Raw genomic sequence first — 16,019 nt, 5'->3', positions numbered from 1 at the left:
ACATTCACAAAACACAGGCAAAACATACAGATACATTATTGGCACAAACAATGCTTAGTCACCTGTACAGAAGAAAAGTACCAAACAAGAATATTTTGATTTTAAAAGGAATAATAAGATGCTCATTCGCCCTACTATCTTAGCTAGCGTATTAAGTTTATCTCTTTCAGGATGCATCATTAATGTTAATGGCGCCGATATGAGCCCCCTTGAACATCAACATCAATCCATCCAACTCGACGCCAGTGGGATCAATGCGCTGGTTGCCGAAACAGGAGCGGGGTCGCTCGAAATAGAGGGAGTCAAAGGCTTAACCCATATCACGCTAGAGGCCGATATCTACACCCGAGATGGCGTAGAGGCTGAACTTTCCCTCGAGCGTCAAGGAGCGAAGGCACACCTGATTGCCGATTTCGATTCAAATGTGAACTTCGGAAACTCTCCCTATATAGATCTTGTGCTGAAAGTCCCCTCACAGATGAAGATGGACATCGATGACGGCTCAGGCAGTATAGATATTTCAGGCGTTGACGCCGACATTAAGCTTCAGGATGGCTCCGGGAGTATCGCTATACAAGGTGGGAAAAACTTAGAGATTCAAGATGGTTCCGGTGGTATTACCCTCAAAAATGTCGATGGTGAGATCCAGCTCGAAGATGGCTCAGGCTCCATTGAGATAAAAGATGTCGACGGCGATATCACTATAAACGATGGTTCCGGTAGCCTTTCTGTAAAGAACGTACAGGGCACGGTAACCATTGATGATGGCTCCGGCAGTATAGATGTAGTCAATACTCAGGGATTAAACATTATCGATTCCGGCTCGGGTGACGTGAGCTTCGATCAGATAGATGGTCCTGTAAGTATGCATTAATACCAATCAGTATAAAGATGTGATCGCTCAGCGAGAGTTTAGCGCTTCTGAGGCAAGGTCATCAATTGCTCCTGCATAAATGACATTTGCAACATCCATGTTGCTCGCAGCGAGTGAAGAGCATAGTTGTTCTACGTTTAAGCTCGTTAACGCAGCATAAGAAGCGCTAAAACTCGCCTTTCAGGAGTGTTTTTGACTGCCTACTTCCTCGTTGAATAGCTTCACAAGGGATCACCATTGCATCATCTATTCGCCTTGAATTAGTTTGCCAAAAATAACTCTGAGTAGAACACTTTCTTATACTGATTGGTATAACCCTGTCTTGGCAATCAAAAGACTTCCCGGCGCAGGCGGCTAGGTAGGATAGTGTTTATTTAGCTATCCGGATTAGCCCCTGCCCACCCCTTAAACAACTTGCTGTACTAATGAGACCTTGTGGTTAGCCTTTAAACTTCAAGTCTCCGGCGGGGTTAAGCCTTGTTTTTTACCTTAGTCTTGACCTTAGTAGATAACTCATCGTATCGGTCAAATAATAAGGTGGCAAAATGAAGGATCAGCAATCCATACAGTAACCATTGAAAGCCCGCACCCTGAAGCTCGGTTCGATGAGAGATAGGTTCCCTTGTTTGTTCTATCAGAGCAGTCTTCATATTCCTCCAATTTGAGCTCAAATAACAGTTAAGACTTACAGTTAAGACTTACAGTTAAGAAAGAGTACATCGAAGGAAGTGAAAGAAGTGTGAAGACGCTAGACAGAGTTTTTCAAGTGTGATCAAGCAAGGATAAACTGAAGAAAAAACAATCAATCCCCACAATATAGCGAAGATTGTTTATTCACTCTAACCAAATGAGAAGAGTACAAGCCGTTACAGCTAAGGCTTAAACGAATAAGGTCTAATCTCCCCCCCGATAAAGAGAGCGCTCAGGGACATTGCACCCACCTTGATTTTCATAATCCTAACCTATCAAGGCAAGCTTTTTCGCTCTGGGCCAACGCTTAATCGCAATCTCTCGCTTTAATGCGTCAGACTGAGTGCCGACCTCCTCGTTATAGACTAAGAGCAAAGGCCCCTTTCCACGCAGGAATTTAGCGGCTTTAGGTCCACCGGTTTGATGCTCCTTAAACCGCCGCTCAATATCCAGCGTCACTCCGGTATAGAGATGACCATTGGCACATTGGATCATATACAAGAACCACATAGGCTCACTCATTTAGTTGTAACCTCATTCAAGACTCAATAGCCCGGATACCGGGAACAAGGCATGTTTATCATGCCCATTTCCAGCCTTCTAGTCATTAAGTCCTAGTAGACTCAGGAGGAAAGCGTATTCTTCAGCCGTATCCTGATATCTCCGATAACGGCCACTCTTACCACCATGACCCGCCTCCATATCAATATGAAAGAGTAATTGATTGTCGTCAGTCTTGTATTCCCGAAGTTTAGCGACCCATTTAGCGGGTTCAAAATACTGCACTTGCGAGTCATGAAGACCGGTAGTAACGAGCATGTGAGGGTAGGCTTGTTGCTTTATCTGGTCGTAGGGGGAGTAGCTAAGCATGTAGTCGAAATATATCTTCTCATTGGGATTACCCCATTCATCATACTCATTAGTCGTTAACGGTATAGATTCATCCAGCATTGTCGTCACAATATCAACAAAGGGCACATGAGCCGCAACGGCAAAATAAAGTTCCGGTGCTTGATTGATGACACCTCCCATCAACAGGCCACCCGCACTACCACCTGCCGCGACAACACGTTTCCTGTCGCCGTACCCTTGAGACGTCAATGCCTTAGTCACGTCGATAAAGTCATCGAAGCTATGTTGCTTATTTAGCATGCGGCCATCGTCATACCAGGGCCTGCCTAACATTTCCCCTCCACGGACATGAGCGATCGCGTATACCACGCCCCGATCCAGAAGGCTTAACGCCGAGCTGTCAAAATCGGGGTCAATCGTATGACCATAGGCACCATAACCATATTGATAGAGTGGATTCCTGCCATCTTTGTTAAATGTATCTTTTCGATAAACTAAGGTGACAGGTACCTGAACACCATCTCTGGCCGTAATGAATATGCGCTCTGCCTTATAGGCTTCGCTCTCGAATCCTCCGAGTACCTTTTCTTGCTTGAGCAACACTCGTGTTGGCAGACGAGTTAAATCATACTCATAAATCGACTCCGGAGTCGTCGGGCTCGAGTAGTAGATCCGTAACTTATCGCTCGCTTGCCGGGCATTGACATCCAGGCCCACGACATAGGCAGGGTCATTAAACGGGAGCTCAAAAGGCTCACCTTCCACTTTCTCATCTTGGCTAACATCACGACCATTAACACGAGTAAGAGGGAAGACCCGAAGCCGGCTTATCCCTTTCTCACGGGTTTGCACGATTAAGAATTTCTCCAATAGCAGATAATCTTCAATACGGCTATCCGAACTAGCGCCAATGACCTCCTGCCACATAGCCTTATCACTAAACTTTGATTCGTCGACCTTCATCAAGCGAAAGTTAACCGCCTCCCAGTTGGTGAGAATGTAGTAAGTACGACCAAGCTTAGCGACTGAGTATTCGTGCCCCTCCTCTCGTGCCAACAGCGGTTTAAACTCACCTAATGGCCTATCGGCATCGAGTACTGACACCTCACTCGTCGTCGTACTCTCATTGAAAAGCGTAATTCTGGACTCATCCAGAGACTTACCCAAAGAGATGTAAAAGCTATCATCCTGCTCTTCGAATACCAGAACGTCTTGTGATTGTAACGTCCCCAATTGATGACGAAATACCTGAAACCCCAACAAGGTCTTAGGATCTTTGGCGATATAAAACAGGTGCTTATTATCATTAGCCCAAACAACCCGCCCATCGGTTCCCGTAAGTTCATCCTCTAACAGCTTCCCGCTGGCAATGTCTTTAAAATAGACCCTATAGATACGGCGACTTAAGGTATCTTCTCCGAAGGCTATTATCGATTCATCGGGACTCACGGACACACCGCCCAGACCATAGAATTCATGACCTTCTGCGCGTAAATTCACATCGAGTAACAGAGTTTTATCGCCATCGGGTTCACCCTGTCTTATCACCAGGGGATACTCAAAACCTTGCTTATACCGGCGTGAATACCAATGTGAATGCCATAGGTAGGGCACACTCGACTCATCTTTATCTAAACGGCCGATAAGCTCATCGAACAGTGTCTGTTGAAAACCTTCAAATGGAGAAAACTGTGCTTTTGTATATCGGTTTTCAGCCTCTAAATGCGCCAATACTTTTGGGTTTTTACGGGTATCATCTCTTAACCAATAGTAATCATCGATGCGCTTGATGCCATGCAACGTCATCTCATTAGGAATTTTTTCAGCGCTCGGGGGCTGAACCGGGTCAACAAGCTTCATAGACGTACATCCAATGGATAGGGTTAATAGAACTAAACTCGAAACGAACTTAGAAATCATAGACATCTTACACATCCTTGCTAGATGATGACTTGGATTAAAAATAGATCATTGAGTCGAGTCTAAAGTCGATAACCTCAGAGGTAAAGCAAAGAAATTTCCCTGAATCTAAAGATATTAGCCACACACAGGTCATAGTTCACACTTGGCTGGTTGCCACTTGTCATTTGTTTAAAAGAAGCGCACCATGCTTGCGCTCGTTATCCGGACTATTGTCTGATACGCGAGTAAATTCTCAGGGCGGGGTGAAACTCCCCACCGGCGGTGATAGCTTTCAGAATAGCCTGAAACTTAAGCCCGCGAGCGCCCAAACCGACTTTAATATCTTCGCAGATAGTCAGTTTGGGGTCAGCAGATCTGGTGATTTTGGTTTTCAATTAGACTTTGTTGTCGTTGGGAACTGAGCAATTCCAGAGCCGACGGTAATGAGCTTTCTACTTAAAGACTTTTTCTTAAGTAGCAAGTCTAAGTCCGGATGAAAGAGAATGTAAGATGGAATGGCAGTGCACTGAATCTGACAGAGACTCGAAGGGCCACCTCAGCCTCTCGTTCAGTGTATACCGTGTCCACCTCTTATTTCATACCCTCATTGTATCTGCAATGTCGGTGTCATTTTCTGCACGCCCTGATTCTGGAAAACCTAATGTAGTTTTTTAAGGATTTTAAACCATGAATCAGTCATTACTATCCCCATTCGGCACCGCTATCGAACGTGTCGAAACAGCGCTAACCTCTCTCAAGCAAGGTCGCGGCGTTCTCGTTGTCGATGATGAAGACAGAGAAAATGAAGGCGATCTCATCTATTCCGCCGAAACACTAACCAATGAACAGATGGCACTGCTTATTCGTGAAGGTAGCGGCATAGTATGCCTCTGTCTTCCCGATGAAAGGGTTAAGCATTTAGCCCTTCCTCCGATGGTTGAAAATAACTCGAGCCAGTATGGCACCGCCTTTACGGTTAGCATCGAGGCAAAAGAGGGAGTCACTACGGGTGTTTCTGCCGCCGATCGTGTGACCACAATCAAAGCCGCCATTGCTGACGACGCACAACCCGATGACTTGGCTCGTCCCGGACATGTCTACCCACTTCGCGCTCAACCCGGTGGCGTAATGACTCGCAGAGGTCATACGGAAGGGACTATCGACTTGATGATACTCGCAGGGTTGAAGCCAGCCGGCGTACTCTGCGAAATTACTAACCCTGATGGCACCATGGCCAGACTGGCTGAGATCATCAGCTTCGGGGCGAAACATGAGCTTCCCGTTTTGACCATCGAAGATATTGTCGAATACCGTAAGTCTATGATGGCCAAAGCCAGTTAATCTCGTTGTAGTAGAAAACTAAACAAAAAGCAGAACCCCCTGCTTTTTGTTTACTGCCAATAACCATATGATAATTATGGTTATTGGCAACCCACTGTCCTGATTATAAAACAATCACATATGTTATTAACAATAAATATAGCAAAAATAATGCTTTAGTCGGATATTTGACGCCCTGCATATAAAACCGTGACCTAGATTAGACTTCCATTAAATAACTGAGACACAAGTATAAAGCTATGATATTTATCCGTGACTCAATATTTTACGGTCGCGATAGCCCCCAAAAAACGCCGTAGAACAACACTGGCACGGAGCACTTTAATGTCATCAGTAATGAATTGGCTTAGCTTAAAACAAAAGTTAATTTTGTTTGCTTCAATTCCCATGCTGCTACTGACTCTGTTTGGCTCTATGGGCATGCTGCATCTGGCAGACAGCTATCAATCCGCTCAAAAAAACTCACTCGCTATAGAGATCACTCAAAAAGTTGAAAACCTGATTTTCGAACTACAAAAAGAACGCGGACTCTCCGCAGGCTATATAGGCAGTGCAGGTGACAAGTATCAGAAAAGACTTACAACCCAAAGGGTCAATACCGATAAGCACTTATCTCACCTGCTGACAGGTCAGGCTATTCAGCAACTATACCGGGCGCTAAAAGGCAATCAAAACCAGATTGCTCCCCTGCGGGACAGCTTGAATCAAATAAAAACCATGAGTCATGAGATTATCTTAGTCCGTGAAGATGTCACCAGGAAGCTGGAAAAGGAATCGTTTCACTTCTACTCAGAGTTCAATCATCAGCTATTAATCTTTATCTCCCAACTACAGCAGCAGACCGAAGATGTCCCGCAGGCAAGAGCCTATAACGATCTGATCAATGTCCTCATGATCCAGGAGTTAGCAGGAAAAGAGCGTGGTCTCATGAATCGGCTGCTATCGGCAAATCTTATGGAAGCCGGCGCCTATATCGGCATAAATACGATAGAGCACGAATTAGATCACGCCGTCTCTCAGCTATTATCGACAGCCATTGATGAAAACAGAATATTAATCAAAGACTTATTAGCTAGTAAGTCTAATCTCGACTATCTTCTTATGCGCCAGCATGTCAAGACTCAGATAGAGCTGATCGAACAGGCACAAGAGATGAGTGTATCTATGGGCTATGGCGGGTTGATTCATGACTTCAAGAACTATCTCCTGAGAGGAGATCAACAATATCTCGATAGCTTCAATAAAAATCTAAAACAGATAAACTTTCAGCTAGCCAGGTTCAGACAGCACTCAGATCTTACCGATAAACAGATTAGTGCGATCGAACAGATTGCAGAGACCATTAATAACTACGACATACATATCGACCAGCTGCAGATACTCAAACAGCAAAAGCTCACTATAGCGGAGCAAGATAACCGGATACGTATAGACGACGAACCTATGCTCAACGCATTATCACTCCTTCAGTATCAAGCCCCCAGCGTCGACAGTGAGGTTTGGTGGGAAATTGCCAGCGAGCGAATCAATCATCTGCACCGGGTCAGCTCGGTGATCACAGACGAGGTAGCCAAACTCAGTTCCCAACAAAAAAATCAATCTATCATCTATCTCGTGACAGGGATCCTAACCGCTCTGTTTACTATTCTACTGCTTTTCCTTCTGGGACGTAGCATGGTGAGAAACCTGGTCGGTAGTATTGCAAGTATCGCAAACGATATGCAGAAGATGGCCCACGATCCTCATCTGGAGCTTACTGTGCCGGTCAGAGGTAATGATGAAATTGCCCGGATGTCTCAAGCACTTAACCTTATGCTTAAGGAGCGCCTCAAGGCCAACCGTCAGCTTAATTTGGCCGCGGCCGTATTCGATTACTCTGCAGAAGGGATCATGGTTACCGACAGAGATAACCACATTGAACTGATTAACCCCGCATTTACCCAGATAACCGGATACAGCCTGGAAGATGTGAAAGGCAGAAACCCATCCGTATTAAACTCCAACCAACAACCACATCACTTCTATGATGCCATGTGGAAGTCATTGAAAGAGTTAGACAAATGGGAAGGTGAGATCTGGAATAAGCGTAAAGATGGTCAAGTTTACCCGGAATATTTAGCCATCACAGTCGTCAGAGATGAAGCGGGTGAGATCACCCATCATATCGGCCTTTTCCTCGATATCAGTAATCGTAAAAAATATGAGCAAGATATCTGGTATAAGACGAATTATGATCCACTCACGAATCTGGCCAATCGCCACCAATACTCGTTGAAAATACAACAAGAGATGTCTGTTGCAAAACAGCAGTCTCAACAACTTGCCATTCTTTTTATTGATCTCGACCGCTTTAAGTATACCAATGACATCTATGGCCATGCGGTTGGCAATGAACTCCTGTGTCTGGTCGCCGCCAGGTTAGAGTCACTTTTAGGTAAACATGACTTTGTCGCCCGCCTCAGTGGTGACGAGTTCGTCATCATTCTCTCCAATGTGAAACAGAGAAATGAGGTACGTCAGTTCGTCGAAAATGTGATTGACCACCTATCCTCACCTTTTGGACTCAGTAATAATGAGTTGATGATCTCTGCCAGCATAGGTGTAAGCCTATTTCCTGAAAATGGAGATGACGGAGAACTGCTGACTCGCAATGCCGAAACGGCGATGTATCAGGCAAAAGGCGATGGCCGCAACAGTTACCGCTACTTCTCTGCAGACATGAACAGCAATATGCTGGAACGAGTACAGCTGGAGCAACGCCTCAGACACGCCGTTCTACAGGAAGAGTTTTGCTTGTTCTATCAGCCCATAGTCAATATGGATGATAGAAGCATTATTGGCGTCGAGGCGCTTATTCGCTGGCGCGATCCCAAGTACGGACTCATCTCACCGGATAAGTTTATTCCTGTTGCCGAGGAAACCGGGCTCATCGAACCCATAGGTGAATGGGTATTGCAGCAAGCCCTCACAGATCTAAGCCACTGGCATGCTAATGGCTTTATGATCAACATGGCGATTAATGTCTCAGGCAGACAGCTTATCAACTCCAATCAGATCTCCTTTGATACCCTGCTGGACAGTATGCTGAAAAGACACAAGATAGCGCCTCGATACCTGCACATTGAGATCACCGAATCTATGCTGATGGATGATACCGAGCAGTGCCAGCAAAAACTGGAGGCTATTCGTGATCTCGGTATCGATATCTATATTGACGACTTCGGTACCGGATACTCCTCACTGAGTTACCTCAAACGTTTTCCTATCTCGGTAATTAAGATCGATAAGAGCTTTGTCGATAATATGCTGGAGCGCCAATCGGATGCCAATCTGATCAAGGCGATTGTGATGATGGGGCAAAGTTTAGAGTTGCAACTCGTTGCCGAAGGCATAGAAACCGAGGAGCAGTGGGAGTTCTTGCAAAACCTGGGTTGTAATTTTGGGCAGGGTTACCTGATCTCCAGACCACGTCCTATCGATGAACTGACCGAGTTATTGGTCGACAACCTGAAACCGGCGCAAGAAGTTGAGCTGAAAAGGTGCTCGGCGCTCTAGAGATATCAATAGCGTTAAGAGATCAAAAAGGAGCAGAAAATCTGCTCCTTAGTCATCATGCGAACGGCTCTGAATCAGGCAACGCTAGCCAATCAAGAGATTATGCACCCGCTGAAGTCATAACACTGGCAGACTCTTCGATAGCCATCTGAGCCAGATCTTTATCGACGAAGAACAGGGCTTTGCCATCTTCACCGACTAAACGTATCTTATCGACAATCGACTTAAACAACTTCTCCTCTTCGTGCTGCTCAGAGACATACCATTGAAGGAAGTTAAAGGTAGAGTAATCTTGATTAGTGAAAGCCGCATGAGCGAGTGCATTAATCTTACTGGTTATCATCTGCTCATGTTCATAGGTGTATTCAAATAACGCCAACAAAGAAGCAAACTCTGACTGTGGTGCTTCGATTGCACCAAGCAACGGCATACCGCCTGTTTCACTAACATAAGTAAACAGACGCTGCATATGTTGCATCTCTTCGTCTGCATGAGCGCGCATAAACTTAGCCGCACCTTCGAAACCTCTGTCTTCACACCATGCGCTCATCTGCAGATATAGGTTTGAAGAGAAAAACTCAACATTAATTTGAGCGTTTAATTGATCAATCATTGTTTGTGCCAGCATTTTAATTCCTATCACTATTTGGGCTAAGTCATTGTCATCAAGCTGGAGTGAAAATGCAATGAAATTTACTTAAACCACTGTTTCTCAAATACTAATAGTTATCATTAAAGATTGTAAAAACTTAGCCCGACACCACCTTAGTAACATTTGCTAACCAAATGATGCAGACCTGTTAACATTTACCTTCTACTATCTGTCATTAGAAAAATGACCTTCAAAGAAAGAGAGCCATTCCCACAGACTCTCTAAGTGTCAGGAAAGACAATGAATTTGACTCGAATAAGTACCCATAATCCCGCAGGCACCTTAGTCACCTTATTGCTGATCGCCATTTTTGGTGTCCTGGCCATCGCCAAGTTACCTATTCAGTTACTGCCCGATATTCAGCGTCCACAAATATCAGTTTTCAACAACTGGCGTTCAGCGGCGCCGCAGGAGATGGAATCTAACATCATAGAACCTCAGGAGAATGTCCTTAGACAGGTTCCCGGTGTGGTAGAGATGACATCCAATATCTCCCAAGGATTTGGTCGGGTCTCATTAACTTTTGAGGTGGGAAACAATATGCAAGAGGCGATGATCAATGTGATCAACGCCCTCAATCAAACCCCGCCTCGCCCGCTGGACGCCAATGAGCCTTTTATTAATGTCGGTGGCGGTGGAGGCACTCCCAATCTGGCCTCATTACTCATTCGCATGGCACCCGATAATCCGGATACCGATTTCGCAAAATACCAAAAATTGATCGATGATATTGTAGAGCCCAGACTCAGGCAGATAACCGGGGTCGGGAGCATACAACTGCAGAGTCGGCGCCCTAAAGAGCTGCACATTCTGTTTGATCCTTATCGCGCCGCTGCACTGGGTATTACACTGGAGCAGCTGCGGAATACCTTATCACGCGCCGCCGACATCTCAGGCGGTACGGCAAACGTAGGTCGTCGCCAATACATGGTGAGATTTATCGGCCAATACACACCGGAGAATTTAGGTGACCTAATCGTCACCTATAACGATGGACGCCCGGTGTACATCAACGAGCTCGCCGACGTCTCAGTTTCAAGCGCCGAGGTTCAGGGCTTTACTAAGCGTAATGGCTATCCGGCCTATTATATGACTATCGAAGGTACCTTCGATGCCAATACCGTTACCGTACTCAACGGTGTGAACAGGGCTATCGACGAACTGAATGCCGGGGCTTTGAAAGAGGCTGGTCTGGTCATGGATCTATCTTTCGACGCCTCCATACATATCAAACGCGCCATCTTATTGGTTAAAGGCAATTTGGCGATAGGTGTACTATTAGCCTTAGTGATCCTATTCGCCTTCCTGCGCAGCTTCCGTGCGACCCTAATGATCGCCTCGACTATTCCTGTCGCACTGCTTATCGCCTTCTTCTCTCTCGAGGCCATGGGCCGAACCCTGAATGTGATCTCTCTGGCCGGCCTTGCCTTTGCCGTCGGCTTAGTACTCGATGCCGCCATTATTGTTCAGGAGAACATTGTACGACTACTGCAGCAAGGCAGCGGGCTCAGGCAGGCAATTGAGGAGGGCACCGGACAGGTAAAGGGCGCACTCATGGCATCGACGGCCACCACGGTCGCCATTTTTGTTCCCATACTCTTTATGCCCGGTGTGGAGGGGCAACTCTTCTCCGACCTGGCCCTCACACTCTCGGTTGCCGTAGTCTCATCCTTTATCAGTGCAATCACCTTAATTCCGGTCTTTAGTCTATTGTGGCTAAAACTCCCCGAGAAAGCGGCCCCGCAGATGAACAGGCCGGACTTATGGTCCAAACTGACCCGGCTTATTCGCACGCTCACCGGAGATAAAAAACGGGCCTCCATCTGGTGTGCCCTTCTGATCATTGGCAGTGGCATCATGACCTTTGCATTAATGCCGCGTCCGGACTTTTTGCCTCAAGCTCGCTCAGATGGCATATTTGCCTTCTTCTCATTACCTCCCGGTTCCAACGTACAAACCTTAGAGAAAGAGGTGGGCGATGTGATTATTGAGCGACTCAAGCCCTACTACGATAAGGAAAAATCTCCTTATATCAAAGGCTATAACTTCTCCATGTATTCTGCATTTAACGTGCTATTTATCTATCCTGAAGATCCCTCACAAGCCGATGAGATGATCAAACTTCTAAACGATGAGATATTAATCGGCCTGCCCGATACCCAGGCATTTACCAACCGAGGTTCGCTGCTGCAGTTTGGTTTTAACGGCGGCCGGGCTATCAATATCGATCTGCAAGGACCCGATATGGAAGCCTTGATGACATCTGCCGGTAAAGGCATGAAGCTGATCACCGATGCACTTCCCGGCGCCGTTGTACGACCACTGCCGGGATTATCCATGGCGCAGCCCGAGCTTCAGCTTATTCCTAACGAGCGACGACTCGCTCAGGCCGGGGTCGATAGAACCCAAATCGCCAACGCCATTCGGGCCTATACCTCCGGCCTGTTTGTCGGAGAATACTTCGATGGTAACGAACGCATGGATATCCTGTTAAAAGGCCCCAAATGGCAAGTCCCGGAGCAACTATCGGCAACACCAGTTTATACCCAGGCCGCTGGCATTCAGACAATAGGTGAACTGGCAAAAATCAAACGCACAGTAGGCCCGACTCAGCTGCAGAGAGTTAATGGCAAACGCAGCGTCAGCTTATTGATATTTCCACCAGCCGATATGTCACTGGATGAAGCATTGGAGATCATCAATGAGAAGGCGGTTCCCAGCCTGAAGGCCAGCCTGCCGACGAACAGCTCACTCAAGTTCCGTGGCAGTGCCGACAAACTGGACCAAACAATAAAAGATATGGGGGCTAACTTCCTTCTGGCGGTCGTCATTTTGTTCCTGCTGATGTCTGCCATGTTTAAATCGGCTAAAGACAGCCTGCTGGTACTGCTCTCTATGCCATTGGCCATCTGTGGTGGCGTACTTAGCCTTAGACTACTAAACTTGTTTAGTTTTCAAAGCTTAGATCTACTGACGATGATCGGCTTCATCATCTTGTTGGGCTTAGTAGTCAACAACGCCATCCTGTTAGTCGATCAGACGCGCCAGGGAACCAGGGACGGACTCAATATCGACGACGCTATCTATCAGGCTGTTGCCACGCGGGCACGCCCTGTCTATATGAGTACACTCACCTCTATCTTTGGCATGTTGCCACTCATGCTGGTGCCTGGCGTCGGTAGCGAAATCTACCGGGGACTCGCGGCAGTCATTGTTGGCGGCATGACATTCAGCGCGCTGTTTACCCTGATATTAATACCGAGTCTATTGAGGTTAACGCACCTGTCTGCACGCAACACTCAAACCACTCACAACCCTTTAACTCACTCTACTGCAACCGACTCCGGAGCCAAGTGATGAAACTGCTTACTTTTATCCCAACGATTGTCACATTATCACTGACTCTGTCACTGCTCTCCCCCCACGCAGTCATCGCTGCCGAAGGTGATAAAAAAGAGGAAACGCCCCCCAGCTTAGTCAGTGTCGTTTCGGTAGAGAATCGGGCGCTATCACCTAAAATTATGGTCATAGGTTCGGTACACTCCCGTAGTAGCTCAGAGTTAACCGCAGGCATAGAGGGCAAACTGGAGTGGGTGCAGGAGGCGGGCACCCGAGTCAAGGCGGGAGAGGTGGTCGCGACACTGGAAAAGACTCGGCTATCACTACAAAAAGAACAACAGGAAGCCCAGATAGAGTATGAGCAGGTCGGTCTGACCCGGCTTGAGCGCGAATATCGACGCCTGCAAAAATTGATCGCCAGCAAAAGCGCTTCCGAAACTGAATTGGACAAGTCACGCTCGGACAGAGATCTGGCAGCAGCTAACCTTAAACTTGCACAGATAAAGCTGAAGATGATCATGGATGATCTTAGCCGCACCGAAGTTAAAGCCCCCTTCTCGGGAATCATCACCGAACGCAAACACCAAGCCGGTGAAGATATTAGCCGCTCTGTCTCAATCATCGCTATGACAGATCCCGACAACTTAGAGATACGACTACATGCTCCTCTGAAGCACAGTCGACGGGTAAAGGTGGGAGATGAGCTCCATATCTATCACACGGAAGGCGAGTTTCACGCCAATATACGCAGCCTGATCCCGGTATCGGATATTCGCTCACAAACCTTCGAGGCTCGCATCGATCTCCCAATCGAAATGCAAGATGCATTCAGTGTTGGCGAGCTCGTCTCTCTGGCTCTGCCTATCGCACCTAAGCAGCTCACCACCTTAGTGCCAAGGGATGCTATCGTACTTCGCTCGGCGGGGGCCTACCTGTTTAAGATAGACACAGACAATAAGGCGGTGAAGATCCCGGTCGAACTCGGCGATGGTGAAGGTGACTGGATTGCCGTCAATGGCGACCTGACCGATAGTGACACTGTCGTTATTCGTGGCGCCGAAACCTTACAGGATGGTCAGCAAGTTAAGCTTCAGCCCCTCCCGGGAGCGGCGGTCGCAACTGCTGGCTAAGAATACCAACTGCATTACATATGTAATCAATTCAGAGCCCCTCAGGGTTTTCAATTCAAGGGCATTGATGAAGAAATGGTTGTCCCCTTTTAAGACAATGCAAAGCAGAAGTGGAAATCCTGAGTAGCTCACGTAGTGCGACTGATGTTTAAAGCAAAGGGCAAAGCCCTTTATGCAACGTTGAATGCTTTCGATATACGACGGCATGGATGCAGTCGTATTCCTCTCAAAAACAATTTCATACAATTCTTATTCATACCGATAAAAAACTGCAGTTGAGATCATGGCCTTCTTGATTCACCGTGGCATAATGAGCGACAACTTTTTTACTCAATTCGCCTGTATTCACGTATCTTAAGGTAGCCCGATGCCCAGTAAAGCAGATCCATGTTCTCAACCAAGTCTTATGCATCCAGATGAAGCGATCGCCCTACTTCTCAAGCAGGTCAACCCAGTAGATGATTCTGAAGTTGTGCAGCTCTCCCACGCCTTAGGCCGCGTTCTGGCTGAAGATTTAGCCTCTAGCATCGATCTTCCTCCTTTTAATAATTCAGCTATGGATGGTTACGCCTTCCGTTTCGACGATCTTGCCGGTAATGAAAGTCTGACACTGATAGGTCAATCCTTTGCCGGGCACCCATTTGAAGGGGTACCTAAGGCCAACACCTGTATTCGTATCATGACCGGAGCGCCTGTTCCGGATGGATACGACACGGTGCAGATGCAGGAGAAGGTCGAAGCTAAAGAGAATTCAATCTTCATTGAAGCACCTAAAGCTAAGGGTGCCAATGTACGCTACCGTGGCGAAGAGGTAAAAACCGGCGGCAAGGTACTCGTTTCCGGTACTCAGATAGGTGCAGCTGAGATGGGAGTGCTGGCTACGATTGGGGCAAACCAACTCCGAGTCACCCGTCAGGTAAAAGTTGCCTTCTTCTCCACCGGAGATGAATTGCGCCCGGTTGGCACCGAACTCGCACCGGGACAGATTTACGACTCCAATCGTTACAGCATTCAGGGTCTATTGAGCCGTGCCAATGTTGAATGGATCGACATGGGAGTAATTAAAGACGACCCGGAAGCGATACGTCATGCTTTTCGTAACGCCTCGGCCAATGCCGACATGGTACTGACCTCAGGCGGCGTGTCTGTCGGTGATGCGGACTACACGAAACAGATCCTGGACGAAGAGGGAGAGGTCACCTTCTGGAAACTGGCCATCAAACCAGGCAAGCCTTTCGCCTTTGGTCACTTAGGAAAAGCCATCTTCTGCGGACTTCCCGGTAACCCGGTCTCCTCTATGGTGACCTTCTATAAACTCGTTTGGCCACTTTTGAATAAGATGCAGGGCCTGCCTCAATCTAAGCCATTACAGTTAAAAGCAAAGCTCAAGGGTAATTTACGTAAATTCCCGGGTCGCGTCGAATATCAGCGTGGCATCCTGAGCAGTAATGAAAATGGTGAAGCCGAAGTCTGCATTACCGGTGGCCAAGGTTCTGGCATGCTCACCTCTATGAGTCTAGCCAACTGTTTCGTGATCTTAAGTCAGGAACAGGGCAACACCGCCGATGGCACCATGGTCACGGTTGAACCTTTTAATTCAGTACTTTGCTAGAATAACTGCTTAGCTAGAATAAGTGCTTAGCAAATAGGTACTAACACAAGAATTTTCATTATTCGTTCAGGA

10 protein-coding genes and 1 riboswitch are annotated in these 16,019 nt (G+C 47.0%); of the genes, 6 read left to right on the top strand and 4 right to left on the bottom strand.

The window, feature by feature from the left end:
• The first annotated feature begins 118 nt into the window (after positions 1 to 118).
• Entirely contained in the window at positions 119 to 874 is a 756-nt protein-coding gene (locus tag EKG38_RS19460) for a DUF4097 family beta strand repeat-containing protein (protein WP_126522162.1), read from the top strand.
• A gap of 470 nt (positions 875 to 1,344) precedes the next feature.
• Here EKG38_RS19460 and EKG38_RS19450 read toward each other — a convergent pair whose 3' ends face one another.
• The 3 genes from EKG38_RS19450 to EKG38_RS19440 all read right to left on the bottom strand — a co-directional run bounded on the left by EKG38_RS19450 (position 1,345) and on the right by EKG38_RS19440 (position 4,342).
• Positions 1,345 to 1,524 carry a hypothetical protein gene (locus EKG38_RS19450; RefSeq protein WP_126522160.1) on the bottom strand — a complete coding sequence of 60 codons (180 nt, stop codon included), beginning with the start codon at positions 1,522 to 1,524 and terminating at the stop codon, positions 1,345 to 1,347.
• Between the two features lie 307 nt (positions 1,525 to 1,831).
• On the bottom strand, positions 1,832 to 2,086 hold the full coding sequence (locus EKG38_RS19445) for a GIY-YIG nuclease family protein (RefSeq protein WP_126522158.1): 255 nt from the start codon (positions 2,084 to 2,086) through the stop codon (positions 1,832 to 1,834).
• Positions 2,087 to 2,164: 78 nt separating this feature from the next.
• The gene (locus EKG38_RS19440) at positions 2,165 to 4,342 is read right to left on the bottom strand and encodes a S9 family peptidase (RefSeq protein ID WP_126522156.1); all 2,178 of its coding nucleotides are present in this window, start codon (positions 4,340 to 4,342) and stop codon (positions 2,165 to 2,167) included.
• Positions 4,343 to 4,563: 221 nt separating this feature from the next.
• Positions 4,564 to 4,827: riboswitch (FMN riboswitch) on the top strand.
• 178 nt (positions 4,828 to 5,005) lie between these two features.
• Here EKG38_RS19440 and ribB point away from each other — a divergent pair.
• Together ribB and EKG38_RS19430 are read left to right on the top strand one after the other, a co-directional pair.
• The gene (ribB, locus tag EKG38_RS19435) at positions 5,006 to 5,659 is read left to right on the top strand and encodes a 3,4-dihydroxy-2-butanone-4-phosphate synthase (protein ID WP_126522154.1); all 654 of its coding nucleotides are present in this window, start codon (positions 5,006 to 5,008) and stop codon (positions 5,657 to 5,659) included.
• Between the two features lie 324 nt (positions 5,660 to 5,983).
• A complete protein-coding gene (locus tag EKG38_RS19430; protein WP_126522152.1) occupies positions 5,984 to 9,214 on the top strand; it encodes an EAL domain-containing protein in 3,231 nt (1,076 codons plus the stop codon).
• A 100-nt stretch (positions 9,215 to 9,314) separates the two neighbouring features.
• Here EKG38_RS19430 and ftnA read toward each other — a convergent pair whose 3' ends face one another.
• Entirely contained in the window at positions 9,315 to 9,842 is a 528-nt protein-coding gene (gene ftnA / locus EKG38_RS19425; protein ID WP_126522150.1) for a non-heme ferritin, read from the bottom strand.
• Between the two features lie 264 nt (positions 9,843 to 10,106).
• On the opposite strand from ftnA, the gene EKG38_RS19420 reads away from it, so the two are divergent.
• From EKG38_RS19420 to moeA, 3 genes are all read left to right on the top strand, one after another.
• Positions 10,107 to 13,223 carry an efflux RND transporter permease subunit gene (locus EKG38_RS19420; RefSeq protein ID WP_126522148.1) on the top strand — a complete coding sequence of 1,039 codons (3,117 nt, stop codon included), beginning with the start codon at positions 10,107 to 10,109 and terminating at the stop codon, positions 13,221 to 13,223.
• Positions 13,223 to 14,335, top strand: coding sequence for an efflux RND transporter periplasmic adaptor subunit (locus tag EKG38_RS19415; RefSeq protein WP_126522146.1), 1,113 nt, complete (start codon positions 13,223 to 13,225; stop codon positions 14,333 to 14,335). The genes EKG38_RS19420 and EKG38_RS19415 overlap by 1 nt, the downstream gene beginning before the upstream one ends.
• Positions 14,336 to 14,702: 367 nt before the next feature.
• Positions 14,703 to 15,947 (top strand): molybdopterin molybdotransferase MoeA, encoded by a 1,245-nt coding sequence (gene moeA, locus EKG38_RS19410; RefSeq protein WP_126522144.1) that lies wholly within the window; start codon positions 14,703 to 14,705, stop codon positions 15,945 to 15,947.
• Positions 15,948 to 16,019 lie beyond the last annotated feature (72 nt).

Source organism: Shewanella canadensis (assembly GCF_003966225.1).
Taxonomy (GTDB): domain Bacteria; phylum Pseudomonadota; class Gammaproteobacteria; order Enterobacterales; family Shewanellaceae; genus Shewanella; species Shewanella canadensis.
This window is presented reverse-complemented; position numbering and strand designations above follow the sequence as displayed.